At 47.3% G+C, this 18,725-nt stretch carries 14 protein-coding genes and 1 pseudogene; 8 read left to right on the top strand and 7 right to left on the bottom strand.

Annotated elements, in window-relative coordinates; translation table 11 throughout:
* Positions 1 to 86: 86 nt before the first annotated feature.
* From ABDW16_RS16325 to ABDW16_RS16305, 5 genes are all read left to right on the top strand, one after another.
* Positions 87 to 1,919 carry a 7TM diverse intracellular signaling domain-containing protein gene (locus ABDW16_RS16325; RefSeq protein ID WP_343671115.1) on the top strand — a complete coding sequence of 611 codons (1,833 nt, stop codon included), beginning with the start codon at positions 87 to 89 and terminating at the stop codon, positions 1,917 to 1,919.
* Positions 1,920 to 2,221: 302 nt separating this feature from the next.
* Positions 2,222 to 5,248, top strand: coding sequence for a TonB-dependent receptor (locus ABDW16_RS16320; RefSeq protein ID WP_343671114.1), 3,027 nt, complete (start codon positions 2,222 to 2,224; stop codon positions 5,246 to 5,248).
* Between the two features lie 19 nt (positions 5,249 to 5,267).
* Positions 5,268 to 6,734, top strand: coding sequence for a RagB/SusD family nutrient uptake outer membrane protein (locus ABDW16_RS16315; protein WP_343671113.1), 1,467 nt, complete (start codon positions 5,268 to 5,270; stop codon positions 6,732 to 6,734).
* Between the two features lie 100 nt (positions 6,735 to 6,834).
* Positions 6,835 to 9,177: a glycoside hydrolase family 3 N-terminal domain-containing protein gene (locus ABDW16_RS16310; protein WP_343671111.1), complete on the top strand. Its 2,343-nt coding sequence runs from the start codon at positions 6,835 to 6,837 to the stop codon at positions 9,175 to 9,177.
* A 47-nt stretch (positions 9,178 to 9,224) separates the two neighbouring features.
* Positions 9,225 to 10,649, top strand: coding sequence for a glycoside hydrolase family 30 beta sandwich domain-containing protein (locus ABDW16_RS16305; protein WP_343671110.1), 1,425 nt, complete (start codon positions 9,225 to 9,227; stop codon positions 10,647 to 10,649).
* Between the two features lie 67 nt (positions 10,650 to 10,716).
* Here the strand turns inward: ABDW16_RS16305 and ABDW16_RS16300 are convergent, their stop codons facing one another.
* Positions 10,717 to 11,346, bottom strand: a complete 630-nt coding sequence (locus tag ABDW16_RS16300) for an HAD family hydrolase (RefSeq protein WP_343671108.1) — start codon at positions 11,344 to 11,346, stop codon at positions 10,717 to 10,719.
* A 45-nt stretch (positions 11,347 to 11,391) separates the two neighbouring features.
* On the opposite strand from ABDW16_RS16300, the gene ABDW16_RS16295 reads away from it, so the two are divergent.
* Both ABDW16_RS16295 and ABDW16_RS16290 read left to right on the top strand, forming a co-directional pair.
* Positions 11,392 to 12,105, top strand: coding sequence for an SMUG2 DNA glycosylase family protein (locus ABDW16_RS16295; protein ID WP_343671106.1), 714 nt, complete (start codon positions 11,392 to 11,394; stop codon positions 12,103 to 12,105).
* Positions 12,106 to 12,177: 72 nt separating this feature from the next.
* Positions 12,178 to 13,143, top strand: coding sequence for an acyltransferase domain-containing protein (locus tag ABDW16_RS16290; RefSeq protein WP_343671105.1), 966 nt, complete (start codon positions 12,178 to 12,180; stop codon positions 13,141 to 13,143).
* Here the strand turns inward: ABDW16_RS16290 and ABDW16_RS16285 are convergent.
* Positions 13,138 to 13,794, bottom strand: coding sequence for an NAD-dependent epimerase/dehydratase family protein (locus ABDW16_RS16285; protein ID WP_343671103.1), 657 nt, complete (start codon positions 13,792 to 13,794; stop codon positions 13,138 to 13,140). The genes ABDW16_RS16290 and ABDW16_RS16285 overlap by 6 nt on opposite strands.
* A 121-nt stretch (positions 13,795 to 13,915) precedes the next feature.
* On the opposite strand from ABDW16_RS16285, the gene ABDW16_RS16280 reads away from it, so the two are divergent.
* Positions 13,916 to 14,281: a hypothetical protein gene (locus tag ABDW16_RS16280; protein ID WP_343671101.1), complete on the top strand. Its 366-nt coding sequence runs from the start codon at positions 13,916 to 13,918 to the stop codon at positions 14,279 to 14,281.
* A gap of 1 nt (position 14,282) precedes the next feature.
* Here the strand turns inward: ABDW16_RS16280 and ABDW16_RS16275 are convergent, their stop codons facing one another.
* The 5 genes and pseudogenes from ABDW16_RS16275 to ABDW16_RS16255 form a co-directional block, all read right to left on the bottom strand.
* Positions 14,283 to 15,977 carry an ATP-binding protein gene (locus ABDW16_RS16275; protein WP_343671100.1) on the bottom strand — a complete coding sequence of 565 codons (1,695 nt, stop codon included), beginning with the start codon at positions 15,975 to 15,977 and terminating at the stop codon, positions 14,283 to 14,285.
* Between the two features lies 1 nt (position 15,978).
* On the bottom strand, positions 15,979 to 17,103 hold the full coding sequence (locus tag ABDW16_RS16270) for a sensor protein KdpD (protein ID WP_343671099.1): 1,125 nt from the start codon (positions 17,101 to 17,103) through the stop codon (positions 15,979 to 15,981).
* Positions 17,096 to 17,686, bottom strand: coding sequence for an N-acetyltransferase (locus ABDW16_RS16265; protein WP_343671097.1), 591 nt, complete (start codon positions 17,684 to 17,686; stop codon positions 17,096 to 17,098). Before ABDW16_RS16265 ends, ABDW16_RS16270 begins: the two co-directional genes overlap by 8 nt.
* An 8-nt stretch (positions 17,687 to 17,694) precedes the next feature.
* Entirely contained in the window at positions 17,695 to 18,249 is a 555-nt protein-coding gene (gene kdpC / locus ABDW16_RS16260; protein ID WP_343671096.1) for a potassium-transporting ATPase subunit KdpC, read from the bottom strand.
* 11 nt (positions 18,250 to 18,260) lie between these two features.
* A pseudogene (locus ABDW16_RS16255) lies at positions 18,261 to 18,725 on the bottom strand (potassium-transporting ATPase subunit B); the annotation flags it as partial.

Below are 18,725 nucleotides of genomic sequence, written 5' to 3'. Positions count from 1 at the left end.
CATCTATTACCCCCAAAAGAAGAGGATAAGATTTTTACCATCGCAGGGCCTACGGCAAAAATGAAATAACCGTACTTTTGTTCCCTATGCGTAATTGGTTTTTATGGGGGGTATGGCTGTTTCTGGCCACTATTGCCAAAGGGCAGGAAGTAGTGCATATTGACAGCTCGCTGAATGAACATATATTTACCTATGCCCAGATCGAATACCTGAACGACCCGCATGGCAACCTGCGCATCCACGATGTGACACAGCCAGCCATGCAGGCACAGTTTCGCACCAGCCAGGAAAGCACCCCTCAGAACAGGGAACTGGGCGCGGTTCGCTGGTACCGCATCCGCATTGGCCATAACAGGGAGGCCGATAAATACTATTTACTGGAATTCTTTGACCAGACTATTGACGACATCACCGCCTATCTGCCAGATACCACGGGGCATTTCAAGGAAGTTCATATTGGTGCCAAATACCCTTTTGAGCAAAGATGGTTCCGCCACAAGAACTTCGAAATCCCCCTCGACAACCTCCGGCAGGACAGCGCCGTGTATTATTTCCGGATCCAATCCTCCCAGACGGCGGATATTATTATCGTACTCCGCTCCATCGACCGGTTTGTAAGCTACGCCCTGTCTGAATACCTTACTTTCGGGATCTTCTATGGCATGATCCTCATTTTCAGCTTTTACAACCTGATCATGTTCATTGCCATGCGGCAGCGCCAATACCTTTATTATGTATTGTATGTGATGAGTGTGGCACTGTACGAGCTCTGCACAGACGGCATTGCGTATCAATGGCTCTGGCCCAACTGGCCCCTCTGGAACCAGCAGGCGTTTGCCTGGCCCCTGCTTACCATGAGCATCTTCGCCTTGTTGTTTACCAGCAGTTTATTGCACCTCAAGGTCCGGCAGCCGTTTTTGTACCGCCTGATCCAGGTGGTGATTATCGCCAGGTGCATCTATTTCCTGGGGTGTTTATTCATCAATCCTTATTGGTTCAATTATAAGTTTATAGAACTGCTTCCCCTGGCTGTCGCTTTCTATACAGGTATCCATGTCTGGGCCAAAGGCTACCGGCCGGCCCGTTTCTTTGTATTGGGGTATACCTTCCTGTTCCTGGGCTTTATGCTCAAGTTTTTTATCATGCTGGGGTATACCTGGCTGAATTTTGGGGCCATCAGCTATTATAGCCTGAGCTGCTGTTTTATATTGGAAATGTTTTTCCTCAGCTTTGCCGTGGGTGATAAAGTACGGTTGTTAAAACGCAAGCGGGACAAAGCCCATCGCCAGATGATACGCCAGATGACGGAAAATGCCCGTTTAAAAGATAACCTGAACAGGGAACTGGAAGCCCAGGTTAAAGCCAGGACTAAAGAAATTTCCGAGCAGGCGGCAGAAATCTCCCGTATGAACGCCCTGCTGGAGCAGCACAATAAGCAGCTGCAAACAAATGTGGAAGAGGTGAGTCGTGCCCGCGCCCTCTCTACCGCCCTTGACTTTGAGGAATTTAGCAAGATTTATCCTGACAAGGAAAGCTGTCTCCAATTCCTGGCAGACCTGAAGTGGACAGGCCCCTACCATTGCCGCAAGTGTGGGAATGATAATTTCTATCCCGGTCACCAGCCTTTCAGCCGCCGTTGCACCAAATGTAGCTATGAGGAATCTGCCACTGCCTATACTATTTACCAGAATATCCGTATTCCTATTAATAAAGCCTTCTATCTCACCTTTTTAGTTTATAGCAGCAAAGGGAAGATCTCTTCCCATAAGCTGTCAGGGATACTGGAAATCCGCCAGAGTACCTGTTGGTCTTACGCCTCCCGCATTATCAAAATGATGGATGAAAGGAAAAAAGCACTCAAAAATGCCAATGGGCAGGGATGGAGTTTACTGGTTTTGGACGATAAAGAGGATGGTTGACCGCATCAACTAATTATTTTTTTACTTATTATAAGTGGTATTAAACCGTATCATGGGTATCCACCCAGATATAGGGAAAATTGTCATGTAATGCATCATTATCAAGCTTTTTAAAGCGTATTAATGAACGGTACTGAAGCGTATCAATTTTTATATAACTTGCTTAAAGTCAACTATTTATGAGAAAATATTTTTGATCGGTACCTGTAAATACCCTTAACTTTATCCCCATGAAACGTTATGAATTCAATTGATACAGTCGTATCCTTTTCCACAAATTCAAACTGAAGTAAACACACATTATGAAAAAAAGGGTAACATTCCTGACAGCCTTCCTGTTAATGTTATGCTGCCAGTTGTTCGCACAGGGAAACAGCAACATCAGGGGACAAATCAAAGACAGTAAAGGAAATGCCTTGCCTGGGGTCACCATCAGGGTCAAGGGCACCAATCAGGGAACCACCAGCCAGGGCGATGGCTCTTTCAGCCTTACTGTTCCCGGCACTGCCACGTTAGAGGTTTCTTATGTAGGCTATGCTTCCCAGGAGATTGCCGTAAACGGCCGCTCCACTATTAACATCACTATGACAGATGGTAAAACCGACCTGGGCGAGGTAGTCGTGATCGGCTACGGTACGCAGAAGAAACAGGACGTAACATCTGCTATTGCCTCTGTATCTACCAAAGACATTTCCAGCCGCCCGATCGTGAGCGCGGTAGAAGCCATCACCGGCAAAGCGCCAGGTGTACAGGTTTCTGTTCCTTCCGGCCAGCCGGGTGGAGATCTCTCAGTAAGAGTGCGCGGTATTGGTAGCCCGAATGGCGGTGAACCACTCTACGTGGTAGATGGGGTGCTGGCCAGCGATATCAAAACCATCGACCCGAACACCATCGAGTCTATCAGCGTACTGAAAGATGCCTCCGCTGCCGGTATCTACGGTGCAGCCGGTTCTACAAACGGGGTGGTGATGATCACGACCAAGCAGGGTACCAAAGGTGCTATGAAAGTAGATGCCAATGTGTACACTGGTATGCAGCAGATCGTAAAAAAACTGCCGGTGCTCAACAATAGTCAATGGGTAGACCTCATGACTGACATTCATGGTACTACACCAAGCCTGCCTTCTTATTACAACCTGGATTCCACCAACAATAACTGGCAGGATATCATTTACCGCAAGGCCATGCAGACAGGTGCCAACGTGGGTATGAGCGGCGGTTCTGACAAGGGTACTTTCTATTTCAACGTAGGTTACCTGAACCAGGACGGTATTATGGTCGGTTCTAACTTCAACCGTTATTCCGTAAAACTGAGCCTGGATCAAAAGCCAAAAGAATGGCTGCGCATAGGTGGTAACGTAAGCTACAACCGCTCTTATCAGCGCTCTACTCCGCAGAATGCTTCTACACAGAACGGTGGCGCCGTGATTGCCGCCCTCGTGACACCCGAATATATTCCGATTAAGATGCCTGCGGGCTCTCCGTACCCCGGCGTGTATGGTTACAGCAACTTCTTCTCCGGCGATAACCCATTGTCTGATATCTGGCAGGCCGACAACAAGACCATTGCCAACAACCTGCTGGGCAATGTGTACACCGAGATTACCCTGCCATTCAACATTAAATATCGTAGCCAGTTCAACGCCATTATGGAAAACTCCCGCTACGACTGGTTCCTGGATCCTTATTCCAGTCTGTATGGGATCTCCCTCACTGGTGCAGGCCGTGAAAACACATCTGAAGTGTTCCGCTACAGCTGGGATAATACCCTGACCTACGACAAGCATTTTGGTAAACATGCGCTGAATGTAGTAGTCGGTTCTTCTGCACTGGAAGAGAAAATCTCAACTGGTAGCCAGTATGGAACCGGGTTTGCTTCCGGTTCCGTGACCACCCTGAATGGTGCAAGTACGAACTATTCTATCAGCACCGGCAGGTACAACTGGACCACGAATTCTTATTTTGGTCGTGTGATGTACTCCTATGCAGATCGCTACCTGCTGACCGCTACCCTGCGTGCAGACGGTTCCAGCCGTGTAGGTACCAATAACAGGTGGGGTACCTTCCCTGCGGTATCCCTGGGTTGGAAAGTGAGCCAGGAGAAATTTATGGAGAACGTGACCTTTGTGCAAAACCTGAAGATCCGTGCTGGTTATGGTGCTACCGGTAACCTGCCTCCATATACCATGCTGTATCCTACTTATAGCCTGCTGAGTGCCGGTTCTGCTTATTCCTACAGCTCCGGTGCGGCTAGTCCGGGTGTGAGCCCTAACAGCCAGATTGGCAACCCGAACCTGAAATGGGAAAGTGCCAAGCAAGCGAACATAGGTTTTGATGCGAGCTTCCTGCAATCAAGAATCACCTTCTCTGCTGACTATTACTACAAGAAAGTGGACGACATGATCTTTACCCAGCAATTGCCACTCACCACGGGCGGTGCTACCACGGCTGTGAACCTGCCTGGTCACGATATCAACAAAGGTGTGGAACTGAGTGCGAGTGCTGTAGTAGTAGACAAGAAAGACTGGGGCTGGGATGTGAGTGCGAATATCTCTTTCAATAATAACAAGATCACTGGTATGGATTCCACCACTTCTTACCAGACGGGTGGTGTAAGTGTAGGTGGTAGTAAACAACCTATTTACACAGGTCTGATCAAGAATGGTTATTCTCTCGGTACTTTCTGGGGTTACAAAGCAATGGGCGTAGATCCGCAAACGGGCAACATGGTGTACAGCGCCAACATGATGGACCTGGGCAATGCACTGCCTAAATATACTTACGGTATCAATTCTAATTTCCACTACAAAAACTTCTCACTGGATGTATTGTTCGACGGGGTACATGGCAACAAAGTGTACAACGAAACCCGTATGGAAATTGAAAACCTGACCGGTTATACGAACGAAAGCGCATCTGTACTGCGCCGCTGGAAACAGCCGGGCGATGTAACAGACATTCCACGTGCAAAGGATAACGGTACCACCAATGCAACAGCGGCTGCATTACTGCAAAGCCAGATTGCAAGCAACTACGTGGAGGACGGTTCCTTCTTCCGCCTGCGTAGTGCTACCCTGGCTTATAACTTTGATGCATCCCTGCTGAAACATATTGGTATTGCAGGACTGCGCGTATATGCCACTGCTCAGAACCTGTTCACCATCACCAATTATAAAGGATACTATCCTGAGATCAATGGTTTTGGTACAGGTACCAACAACCAGGCTACCAATGCCGGTTCCAGCGCGAGCCTGATGACACTGGGTGTAGACAATGGTACGTACCCTGCTGCAAAGACCTATACCCTGGGCCTGAATGTACAGTTCTAACCGCTTTAATCCTGGAAACATGAAAAAACAATTCTTATATACGCTTTCTTTCGCCATGGCATTTGCTGCCTGCAAAAAGAGCTTTCTCGATAAAAAACCTGAATCTGATCTGAGCACCGGTAGTTTCTATGCCTCTGCTACAGATGCGGAAGAGGGGCTGACTGGTGCTTACCGTACTATGGCCAATGGCAACTTCTTCCAGTATGATAACATGATGAATACAGACGGCCGGTCTGATAACTGCTATGTAAACGGTGATAACACTGCGGCGGAACAACCATTGGAAATGTTTACCTACGTGGCGACAAATACCAATATACAGCGCGACTGGCAGGAATTGTACAATAACATCCGCGCTGTGAATGCGGTGCTGGATGCAGTACCGGGCCTGAACTCTGACGAGTGGGCTGGTACGACCCGCAAATCCCAGATACTGGGTGAAGCCCGTTTTCTGCGTGCCATGAACTACTACTGGTTAGTGACTGAGTGGGGCGATGTACCACTGATTACTTCAGAAGATAACGGGGGTGACTATTACCCTTCCCGTGCCACCAGCACGGAGGTATATGCGCAGATCATTACAGACCTGGTGTATGCTGACAGTACTTTGAATGCCTCCCCTTACAATGGTCAATATGGCCGGGCTACCAAGGGCGCTGCCGATGCAATGCTGGCCAGAACTTATGCGCAGATGGGCGACTATACTAACTGTCTTGCCTATGCCAATAAGGTGATCAGCAGCGGTACTTATTCACTGGTGGGCAACTATGCAAATTTGTGGGGGGCTGCTAATAAGAACAACAGTGAAGCGATCCTGGAGATCCAGTTTTCCGGCAGCACGTATAGCTTCTGGGGTGCGGAGATGTTCGCTTATGTAGCATCTGATCAGTGGGCAAAACGTAATATCGGTTCCTATGACCTGGTGCAGGCATTCAAGGCGGCCGGCGATACACTGGCCCGCTACAAAGCAACGTTCAACTGGCAGGTGGCCAATGCGAGCTTTAACAGTCCCGCAGCGGCATGGGATTATACCAAAGAGGTGCCGTTTATGAACAAATTTCCGGATCCAAGTGGCTGGAACAGTACCGATAATATCACTTTATTGAGACTCGCGGATATTATTTTATTAGCAGCAGAAGCGAATAACGAGTTGGGCAACACGGCGACTGCCACTACCTTACTGAACCAGATCCGTACCCGTGCCGGCCTGCCAAATACCACGGCGACTACAAAGACCGATCTGGCGAATGCCATCCTGAACGAAAGAAGACTGGAATTGGTGAACGAATGTACCCGCTGGAATGACCTGATGCGTGCAGAGAAAAATGGGTATGTGAATGTAGTGACCCTGATGAACAGCCAGAAAGATGAATCCGGAACAACGATCAATTATGGCGTGAATACTGACAAGCATCAGTATTTATTCCCCATTCCACAACAGGACAGGTTGTTGAACAAAAATCTGACCCAGAATACAGGATATTAATCATTGTTTAACCTGTAAAAGGGGGCTATCTTCTCAGCGGGAATGTGCTCAATTCCCGCTGAGAAATATAAACTATAGCGACTCTAAAACACACAACAACATGCATTTTGGAAAACGTCTGCTGACAGTTGCACTGGTGGGTGGTATGATATGCCCGCTTACACAGGTGCACGCGCAGAAAAAAGCAAAGGCAGCGCCACCCGCAAAAGTGGTTGCTTATGATTCCGCGACTATTAATGCAAGGGTAGAAGCTTTGCTGGCAAAGATGTCTCTCGAAGAAAAGGTAGGCCAGATGGCACAGATTACGCTGGACGTAGTGGGGAAAGGACCGAACCGTTTCTCGAGCTTCGATCCGCTGGTAATCGATACTGCAGAGATGCAGAAAGCATTGGTGAAGTACAAAATCGGTTCCGTACTGAACACTGCAAACAACAAGGCACTCACCCCACAAAGATGGTGGGAGGTAGTGAGCTATATTCAGCAGGTATCTATGAAAGGTAATGCCTTGCAGATACCCGTGATTTTTGGTATTGACGCTATTCATGGTGCTACTTATACAGCAGGAGCTACATTGTTTCCGCAGCAGATTGCGCAGGCAGCTACCCGCAACAGGGCACTGGTGCGCAAAGGTGCAGAGATCACTGCTTACGAAACCAGGGCAAGCAATACCCCATGGGTATTTTCGCCGGTGCTGGACTTAGGTGCAGACCCACGTTTCCCGCGCATATGGGAATCATTTGGAGAAGATCCATACATTGGTGCACAGATGGGACATGAAATTGTGAAAGGCTATGAAGGGGAGAAGAACGATGTGCATGATGTGACCCACGTAGCAGCGAGCATCAAGCATTTCCTGGGTTACCAGGCACCGGTATCAGGTAAGGACCGTACCCCTGCGAACATCAGCAAACAGCAACTATATGAATACCACCTGCCTGCTTTTAAGGCCGGGGTAGAAGCTGGTGCGCATACCATTATGATTAACTCAGGTCAGATCAACGGTATTCCTGTACATGCGAACTACGAAATTCTTACAAAATTACTGAAAGAAGAGCTGGGCTTTAAAGGACTGGCTGTGACTGACTGGGCAGATATTGAGAACCTGTACCGTCGTGATCATATAGCTGCCAGCGATAAGGAAGCCATTATGCTGGCGATCAATGCCGGTATTGATATGTCTATGATTCCTTACAACTATGAACCATTCTGCGATGGACTGGTAGCATTAGTGAAGGAAGGAAAAGTGCCACAAGCAAGAGTGGATGATGCCGTGCGCAGAATTCTGCGTGTGAAGTTTGAACTGGGACTGTTTGAAAAACCGGTAACTAACTATAAAGACTATCCTTTATTTGGCAGTAAGGAGTTTGAAAAAGCATCTTATGATGCAGCCGCAGAGGCGATTACTTTGCTGAAGAATGAAGGCAACATACTGCCACTGGCAAAAGGTAAGAAGATACTGGTAACTGGTCCGAATGCGAATGACATGCGTACACTGGATGGCGCATGGAGCTATAGCTGGCAGGGCGAAAAGGTGCCACAATTTACTACGCAGTACAACACTATTCTCGCCGCCCTGAAAAAGAAAGCAGGGGCAGAGAATGTGACTTACATTCCTGGCGTGAGCTACAAGGCAGATGGCAAGTGGTACGAAGAATCACCTGACCGCCTGGCAGATGCAGTAGCCGCTGCAAAAAATGCGGATGTGATTGTGTTGTGCCTGGGTGAAAATTCTTATGCAGAAAAACCTGGTGACCTGAATGACCTGTACATTGGTGATGAGCAGACTACACTGGCGCAACAACTGATTGCTACCGGTAAACCAGTCGTGTTGGTCCTGACAGAAGGTCGCCCGCGTATCATTAGCAGGTTTGAGCCCGGTGTGAAAGGTGTGGTACTTGGTTACCTGCCTGGCAACTTTGGTGGCGATGCCATTGCAGATGTACTGTATGGGGATGTGAACCCCTCCGGTAAATTGCCATATACCTATCCCCGTTATCCAAATGCACTGATTGGTTATATCCACAAGCCATCTGAAGAGCAGACAAAGGCAGAAGGAGTGTATAACTACGAAGCAGATTACAATCCGCAGTATGCATTTGGTACAGGGTTGAGTTATACGACTTTCGAATATAGCAACCTCCATGCTGCAGTTGATAACCGTACGGTGAAAGTAAGTGTGGATGTAAAGAATACGGGTAGCAGGGCAGGTAAGGAGGCGGTAGAAGTATATACGTCAGACCTGCTGGCTACATTGATTTCTCCGGATGTGAAGCGGCTGCGTGGGTTTGAGAAAATATTGTTACAGGCAGGCGAAAGCAGGACTGTGACCTTTGAGATTCCAGTAGCGCAATTAGCATTTGCGGGTGTGGATGGTAAACCAATATTGGAGCCTGGTGATTTTGAAGTGCATGTGGCGAAACTGACCGCGAAGTTTAAATTATAATTCATGTGGGGGGCGTAGCGGCCCCCACATCATTCAACTTTCCTATCATGAAGTTATGGTTGTATGCCGGATGTTTAGCATCGGTACTGGGAGGCTGTGCCCAGAAAAATGAGAATGCAACAGTTTTCCTGACTACGGGAGACGAAAAACAATTATTCCAGGAGCAGCCCTTGTTAAAATCGGTAAAGGATACCGCATTACTAAACCTGAGAATAGATACCAGCCAGCAATACCAGGAGATAGAAGGTTTTGGTGCGGCTATGACCGGGTCATCGGCATATGTGATGCAGCAATACATGACTGCACCTAAGCGCAAAGCACTGCTGGATGAATTGTTTGATGCAGAAAAAGGGATCGGGATAAATTATATCCGTCTTTCTATCGGCGCATCAGATTTCTCTTTGTCGCCTTACAGCTATGACGATATGCCTGTCGGTAAGCGGGATGATAGTTTGCAGCATTTCAGTATCGCAAAGGATACGGGGGCTTTGATTCCTGTTTTAAAGGAAGTGGTGGCGATTAATCCCGGTATTCATATCATGGCCACACCCTGGAGCGCACCGGGATGGATGAAGACGAGTGATAAACTGGAGGGTGGTTCATTAAGACCTGATGCTTATGCTGCGTATGCGGAATATTTTGCAAAATATATCCAGGCATTGGGGGCTGAAGGTATTAAGGTGACCAGTCTGAGTGTACAAAATGAGCCGCAATATGAGGCTGCCTATCCCACTATGAAGATGACGGCGCCAGCGCAGTTGACCTTTATTAAGGATCACCTGGGGCCAGTGTTGCAACAAAAGGGTATTAACACGGAGATATTATTGTTTGATCATAACTGGAACAGCCCGGAATACCCGATTTCTATTTTAGATGATACTGCGGCGGGTAAATATGTAACGGGTGCGGCTTTCCATTGCTATGAAGGGGCTGTAGGGGCCATGAGCCTTGTGCATGCCGCTCATCCTGACAAGGGGTTGTATTTCACAGAGTGCTCAGGTGGTAGCTGGGCGCCTGACTTTGCGGGCAACCTGAAATATATGGTTGGCAACCTGATGATAGGGACTGTGAATAACTGGTCAAAGAACGTATTGCTCTGGAATATGGCGCTGGATGAGCATAATGGGCCTACAACCAATCAACCCGGGCCGGCGGGAGATAGTGTAAACCGGGGATGTATGACGTGCAGGGGAGTGGTGACCGTGAAGTCAGACAGTGGTACGGTGATAAGGAATGTGGAGTACTATGCGCTGGCGCATTTCAGCAAGTTTGTACGGCCGGGGGCGAAAAGGATTTATTCTGCGCATCCGGATTCCCTGGAGAATGTGGCCTTCCTGAATAAGGATGGCAGCCGGGTGCTGGTGGTGTTGAATAGCGGGGAGCAGGCAAGGGCCTTTTCTGTGCAGGATGGGGACCGGGTTTATAAATATGAGCTAAAGGGGGGAGCTGTGGTGACATTGAGTTGGAAATAGTTGAATGCAAAAAGCATCTCCTTTGTGGAGATGCTTTATATGTAGCCTCCCATATCGGGAGGCTCTTTTATTGTGGCGGGAGGCCAAGCCCCCATTCTTTTAATTTCTCAACTGTCTTTGTGTAGTTTTCGTGCAGGAGACCATTGATCCCCAGGCCTTCGGCGACGTGTATGAACATGGCGCGGTCTTCGATGTACAGGACCTCCTGTGGCTTTACGAGGGCGATATCGAGGGCCATACGCCAGATATCGGCATCGGGCTTGCGGAAGTGCACGAAGCAGGATGAGATAAAGAAGTCTACGAATTTGTCGATACCGAAGGTACGGATGCGGTATTCATTGAGTTCCCGGCCTTCGTTGTTGACGATTGCGATCTTCAGTTTGTAGTGCTCTTTTAACTGGCAGATCAGGTCTATCATTTCAGGATAAGGGGTGGTACGGCTGTACATGAACTCCTTGAAATCATTCCTGGTAAAATCCCTGTGTTCGTAAAAGACAATTCTTGTGAGGTATTCGTCCAGTGTCAGCTTGCCTTCTTCGTAGGTGTCGAAGGTGAGGTGATGGCGTTCTTCCAGTTCTATAATGTCCAGATCGAAAATCCTGGCTGCTTCTTTGCGGGCTGCACGGTCCCAGCCGTTGCTTAATAAAACCCCACCGATGTCCAGGAATAGCGTCGTAATCTTTGCCGAGTGCTGCATGGTTTTAAAGTTATGTACAACTAAATTATTAATTATTTTCGGTTCATGAAAAAGACCTTCGCAGATCACGTGATCGATTTTAATACCAACTTACAGTATACAGGCAAGTTGCCCAGTGGCATCCGGATTATGAACCCCTTTCGTGAACAGCCGCAGGTAATGGATATTATGCAGCAATTTTACCGCCGGTTTTATGGAGATCAGCACCCCAGGCAGATTATTATGGGTATTAATCCGGGTCGCTTAGGTTCAGGTGCTACGGGGATTCCTTTTACTGATACCAAGCGGTTGCAGTCGGTGTGTGGTATATCCATTTCCGGTATACAAACACATGAGCCCTCGTCAGTGTTCATTTATGATGTAATTGCTGCGTACGGGGGAGCGGAGAAGTTTTATCATGATTTTTATTTTGCGTCGGTGTCGCCGTTGGGGTTTACTGCAGTGAAGGAAGATGGAACAGAGATCAATTATAATTATTACGATAGTGCGGAGTTGACGAAGGCAGTCTATCCTTTTATGGTGGAGAATATAAAAAAGCAATTGGAGTTTGGGGTGGATCGGAGCGTGTGTTATTGTTTGGGGACGGGGAAGAACAGCCAGTTTTTGATAAAATTAAACGAGAAGGAGGGGTTTTTTAAGAAAATTGTACCGTTGGAGCATCCGCGGTTTGTGATGCAGTACAGGGCGAAGCGGAAACAGGAATTCATTGATAAGTATTTAGAGAGTTTTAACGCGCACCCACTTGCTTTTTCGCGATAAAAAATTTAACTTAAGTTATTATTGTTTGACCCCATAACTTATTATTGTTTAACCCCAAAACCCGACCCCGCTATGCCTGACTTTGTATTCATGTTCGCCGGCCATGGTAGCCAATATTATAACATGGGCGCTATGTTATACCACAGCAATGTATTTTTCAGGAACACGATTCTTCACCTGGATAAGGAAGTTCGTAACCACACGGGTACTTCGGTGGTTGAATACCTTTATGGCAGGCGTTTCAATGCTGAGGGTGTTTTTGACGACATCCGGTATACCAATCCTGCGCTCTTCATGGTCCAATACGCCCTGGCCCGTTTGCTACAGGAAGAACTGCTGGTAAAGCCAGACTATGTACTGGGTAGCAGTGTAGGTGAGATGGTGGCGGCCGCCGTGAGCGGTATGGTATCGCCTGCGGATATGCTTACTGCTATGATAGACCAGGCACGGATTATTGAGCGGCTGTGCACCCGGGGTGGAATGATCTCCATTTTAGCAGATCCTGCTATTTATGAGCAGGAGCCGCTATTGTATGAAAACACCACACTGGCTGCGGTGGATCATAAAGGACATTTTACCCTGGCGGCAGATGACCGTACTTTGCTGGCTGTACGGCTTTGGCTGGACAGTCATGAAATATCTTACAGCCAGTTACCGGTGCGTTATCCATTTCACAGTCCGCTGATGGAGCCTGCCCGGGGGCCATTTATCCGTATCATGCAGCAACTGCGTTACAGCGTGCCGGAGGCGACTTTTATTTCAGGCATTCAATCTGCTCCTGTGTACCAGTTAGATGCGGACTATTTCTGGGATGTGGTGCGTGAACCCATCGCTTTTAGTGCTGCTATTGAAAGACTGGAAAATGCCGGCCCTTGTTTTTATATAGATTGTAGTCCTTCGGGGAGTTGCAGTAACCTGCTTACAAAGACATTATCACCTGCATCTGCTTCGGTGAAACAGGTGATTATGAGTCCTTTCGGGCAGGAGATTAAACATCTGCAGGCATTGCTGCAAAAACGGCAGGCGTATTCATTATGATTGTGCCAACGCAACTATGTCTTTCACTTCTATTGTCTTTTTAAAGTAACCTTTCTCCGTTACTTTGATCATTGCTTTGCCCAATTCTGCCAGTGTGCAAAAACCATTTTTAAATAATGCGCGGCCTATCGGGTAGATCCAGTCAATATATTTATACCCTTTCAGCACGTGCCGGGCGCCTTTATCTGCCCGCAGGAAACCGGGGCGGAAGGCAAATACCTGTTTGAAAGGGAGTTTCATGAGGTCGTTTTCGGTTTTGCCTTTTACCCGTGCCCACATGAGGCGGCCTTTTTCTGAACTGTCTGTACCGCTGCCGGATATATAGCAGAAGGTCATGCCCGGATCTTGTGCGCTAAGTACTTCTGCTACATGTAGGGTCAGTGTATAGGTAGCATGGGTATAATCAGCTTCACTTTTGCCAATTGAAGTCACCCCCAGGCAAAAGAAACAGGCATCATACCCCTTTAGCTGATCGGCAACAGGGCGGATATCAAAAAAGTCAGGATGGATGACTTCTTTTAATTTAGGATGCGACTTGCCAAAGGGTTTCCGGGCAAAGGATACGACTTCTGTGACCAGTGGGTTGCGGAGGCATTCTTCCAGTACGCCTTCGCCTACCATACCGGTGGTACCGGTGACGATTACTTTCATATTTACTGCTTTTAGTAAGGTATTCAAATGTACGATACTTCACCCTTGAATTTGTCCGCTTCACCGGAGAAAGAAGGTCCCTGTTGGGTAAATTTCAGTCTATTTGCTGTAAATCTAAAATATGAGAAACAAAGTTGGATTAATCGCATTTTTTGTATTGTTTTTGGGCCTGTGCCAGGGGGCGTTTGCACAGGATAAGCAGTTTGCAAAAACAATGACTGATTCAATGCAGGTGCACTTGTCACTGAATGATGATCAGTATAAGAAGGTGTATGATATTAATACACAGTTTTTGACAAAGATGGCGGGGATTAAGCAGGCTGGTGGCGGTAAACTGGCTAAGTTACAGCAGTTTAAAGCTGCAGACCAGGAGCGGGATGCAGCGTTGAAACCCGTGTTGACCGATGACCAGTTTAAGAAATTCCAGGAGAATAAGAAGGCAAAAAGAGCGGAAATGAGAGAGAATTATAAAAATAGTAAAAGCTGAGTTATACTGCTATGGGAAGACTAAACCCAAAGGTGGCACCTTCCCCCAATTTACTGTTTACCCATATCTTTCCCCCCTGGGCTTCAATAAACTCCCTGGATATAGACAAACCTAACCCGGTACCCGTTTTTTCAGGCGTACCAGGCACTTTAAAGTACCTGTCAAATATTTTAGGCAGGTACTTTTCGTCTATTCCCCTGCCATGATCGGCCACTGTAAAGGAGATATTATTTTTGTTGACGGCAGTGGTCAATACAATTTCATCATCTTCGGGTGAATACTTGACTGCATTCGTGAGGAAATTCGTTAACACCCATGCTGTTTTTTCCGGGTCTGTCAGCATTTTACAAGGTGTGGCAGCCTGTTCAACGCGGACCCGGATATTTTTTTGCTGGGCTAAAAAGCTCACTGTGCTGGTGGCATTTTCAATGATGATCGCAGGGCTGACGGGGGCTATCTTCAACTGGATATGTCCTGTTTCTACCTGGCTCATATTCAGCAACTCACTGGTGATCTTTAACAGCCTGTCTGAATCGTCTGTAATGCTTTTAATCAGTTCTTCCTGCTCTTTGTTGACATCGCCTATCCGGGAATCTGCCAATAGCTGTGCGCTCATTTTAATGCTTGCAATAGGCGTTTTTAATTCATGGGAGATAGTGGCAATGAAGTTTGTCTTTGCCTCATTCAGTTCATGGAAAGGGGTAATATTGCGCAGTACAATTACCTGCCCGATCACGCGTTCATTGTTATCTACGTTAATTACGTCTAAATGAAAGTAACTCTCTTTATTATCAGCAAAGATCTTTAATTCTTTTTCTTTACTCTTTTCCTGTAGTAAGCTGCGCATCAGGTCATTCTGTAATGCTACGTCTGGTGCATATTTGCCGGCAATCTCCATTTCTTTGAGACCTAATAGTTTTTCAGCTACCCGGTTTGCAAAGAGAATATGGCGGGTATCATCGAGCCCGATAATGCCATCATTCATCTGGTTGATGATGGTGTCAATACGGGACTTCTCGAATTTAATTTTTGCGAGATTACTATGCTCGTATTCATTCAGTTTCTCCGCCATGGTATTGAAAGCCTGTGCGAGTTCGCCGAATTCATCGTGTTGACTCAGGTGTATTCTGCGGGAGTAGTCTTTATTGACAATAGATTTGATCCCTTCTGAGAGGGCATTGATCGGCTCACTGATAATGCCCGGAAAGTTTACCGCCAGTGTAAATGCAATCAATGAGAGTAATGAGAAGATGATCATCTGCCAGTTACTAAAGCGCTTTGCATTGGACATGGCGGTGCTGTTCTTGGCAAAGATGGCCTGTTGATTGGCAGTATTAATGAGGTATATTTTCTCTCTTAACAGTTGCTGCAGGGAGTCATTGCCCGGGGAAGCTTTTAATTTTTCAAAAAGATCTCTTACCGCAGCCGTCGCTTCTCCTTCTCCGGGTTCGGTGATGTTCGCTTCCTGCCGGGACAGGTTTTGCTCAAATGTTTGAATGCTTTTGGGATCTTTGCGAAACTGTTCCAGTGTCTGCAGCATATTGTTGCTGTAGACCAGGGTTTCATAATTGTCTTTTAATACAAGATGTGCATCCTTCTTCATCAGGTTGATAGAGAAGATGCCGAGCAATCCGGATACAAGGATGGCCGTAAATAAAAACCCAATGCCTATACTTAATTTTGTTTTCAGGCGCATCTTATGACAGAATTACGATGTCAATATCCGATTCGGACAATTTACCCAGCAGCTGGGAAAATACAGCTGTATTCATTACCATCCCTAATACACTGAGGTGCGGTTTACCCATGCAGATGGTGGTAATATTCTTTTCTTCGGCTGTGACCATAATCGTTTTGGCAATATTACTACTTTTTACTTTCAGTACTTCTCCGCCCTGCTCCATGGCAAGTTTGAAATTGTTGATCAGGTGGCGCTGGGAGGCCAGTTCGATCCTTTCCATATTTTCCCGGGGCGTCTGCACGTACAATACGTAAAAGCGGCTATGGTAGTACGCTGCCAGCCTGGCTGTTTTCCGGATCACCTTGCGGGCAATGACATGGTTGGTGCTAATGCAGGCCAGGAATCGTTCACTGCGCAGGTGGGCGGTGCGGGGGAGGGCCGTTTCTATTTTACGCTCTACCTGCGATGCCACTTCTTTCAATGCCAGCTCGCGCAGTTGTAAGATCTTTTCCGGCTGAAAGAAGTTCTTCATCGCTACGGCAATCTTGTCCGGCGTGTAGATCTTTCCTTCCTGCAGGCGGGTAATGAGTTCATCGGCGGTGAGGTCGATATTCACTACTTCATCGGCCTGTAGCAGGATGCTGTCTGGTATCCGCTCCGATACATCAATGCCGGTGATGTTTTTCACTTCTTCCTGCAGGCTTTCGATGTGCTGGATGTTCACGGCGCTGATTACATTGATACCGGCATCCAGGATCTCTATTACATCCTGCCAGCGTTTTTCGTTTTTACTGCCTTCGATGTTGGAGTGGGCCAGTTCATCGATGACTACCACTTCGGGGTGCAGGTTCAGTACTGCCTGCATATCCAGTTCATCCAGCATTTTGCCTTTATAAAAAAGCTGGCGGCGTGGTATAACAGGCAACCCCTCCAGTAAGGAGTGGGTTTCGGGCCTGTTATGTGTTTCTATGTATGCGATCTGAATGTTGACACCGTTCCGCAGCAGGGTTTTTGCCTCCGTGAGCATGCGATAGGTTTTGCCTACACCGGCACTCATGCCGATGTAGACTTTAAATTTTCCCCGTCGGGACTGACGGATCAGGTCCAGGAAATGTTGGACATTATTTTCTTTTTCAGTCATGGATGGTAGCTACCAGTTTTTCACTGTAAGGTGTGACTGCATGTTCCTGCGGCGTATACAGCATGGCCGTACAGATACAATGTTTAAATTCTTTTTTTTGTAAGATGTCGTAGTTGACACAACCTTTACATCCTGCCCAGAAGTTTTCATCCCTTGTAATTTCACTGAAGGTGACGGGCTCAAAACCCAGTTTGGTATTCATTTTCATAATAGCCAAACCACTTGTGATGCTGAAAACTTTTGCAGCAGGGTACAATTCCCGTGATAAGCGAAAGATCTTTTTCTTGATCCTGGAAGCAATACCCTGGTTACGGAACTCAGGGTTGACGATCAGGCCGGAGTTAGAAACGTATGCTCCATGCCCCCATATTTCAACATAAGAAAATCCTACCCAAACTTTATCGGCCGTTATAGCTATGACTCCTTTTCCCTGCCTGATTTTGTCAATGATAGTGGATACGGGTCTCCTGCCTATTCCGGTACCCCTGGCTTTGGCCGAGGCTTCCATTTCATCAGTAATTGTAGCGGCATATTGAATGTCAGAAAGGGTGGCCTTTCTGACGATAATCCGGTCGTGTTCCATTGTCCTTACTATTTTAACGCGTCCAGCGCGATATTGAGTTTTAATACATTGATTTTATCTGGTCCTAACCATGATTTGTCGGTGTGGTCAGCAACTAATTTTTGAATAGCTGCTTCTTCCAGGTGACGGGCAGCAGCGATCCTTTTTACCTGGATCTCTGCAGCAGCGGGAGAGATGTCCGGATCGAGACCGCTACCGGAGGCAGTTACCAGTTCACTTGGAATGTCGGCCTGTACGGTGCCTGGATTGTGTGCCAGGAAGGTATCAATACGTTCCTGCACTGTTTTCAGGTAGTCAGGATTGCTGGCAGCCTTGTTTGAACCACCGGAACCTGCAGCGTTGTAATCAACGGCAGATGGACGGCCCTGGAAGTATTTGTCGTCGGTGAATTTCTGGCCTACATTTTCATAGCCCACCACTTTGCCGTTTACGGTAAGTGTGCGTCCTTTACCATGGCCCATAGCAAAGTGTGCGACACCTGCAATGAGCAGGGGATATGCTACACCGAGTACTAATATTAAGACCAGGGTGAGTTTTATAGATGGTAAGAGATACTTTTTCATGATTACATTTTTTACATAAAGATTGACAGGAACAGGTCTATCAGTTTGATACCGATGAAGGGGATAATCACACCACCCAGACCATAGATGAACAGGTTTCTGCGCAACAGTGCGCTTGCACCAATCGGCTTGTAAGCAACTCCTTTCAGTGCCAGTGGGATCAATGCCGGGATGATAATGGCATTGAAGATCACGGCAGAGAGAATGGCGCTTTCGGGGCTTTTCAGGTGCATAATGTTCAAACCCTGCAGCGCTGGTATTGCTGTCACGAACAGTGCAGGTACGATGGCGAAATATTTAGCCACGTCGTTGGCAATGGAGAACGTGGTGAGTGTACCACGGGTCATGAGTAGCTGTTTGCCAATCTCTACGATCTCAATGAGTTTGGTAGGGTCATTGTCCAGGTCTACCATGTTGCCAGCTTCTTTGGCTGCCTGTGTCCCCACAGCACGCCTCACCGGCAACTTTAATACCTT

Origin of the sequence: Chitinophaga sp., from assembly GCF_039596135.1 — a bacterium.
Classification (GTDB): Bacteria; Bacteroidota; Bacteroidia; order Chitinophagales; family Chitinophagaceae; genus Chitinophaga.
This window is presented reverse-complemented; position numbering and strand designations above follow the sequence as displayed.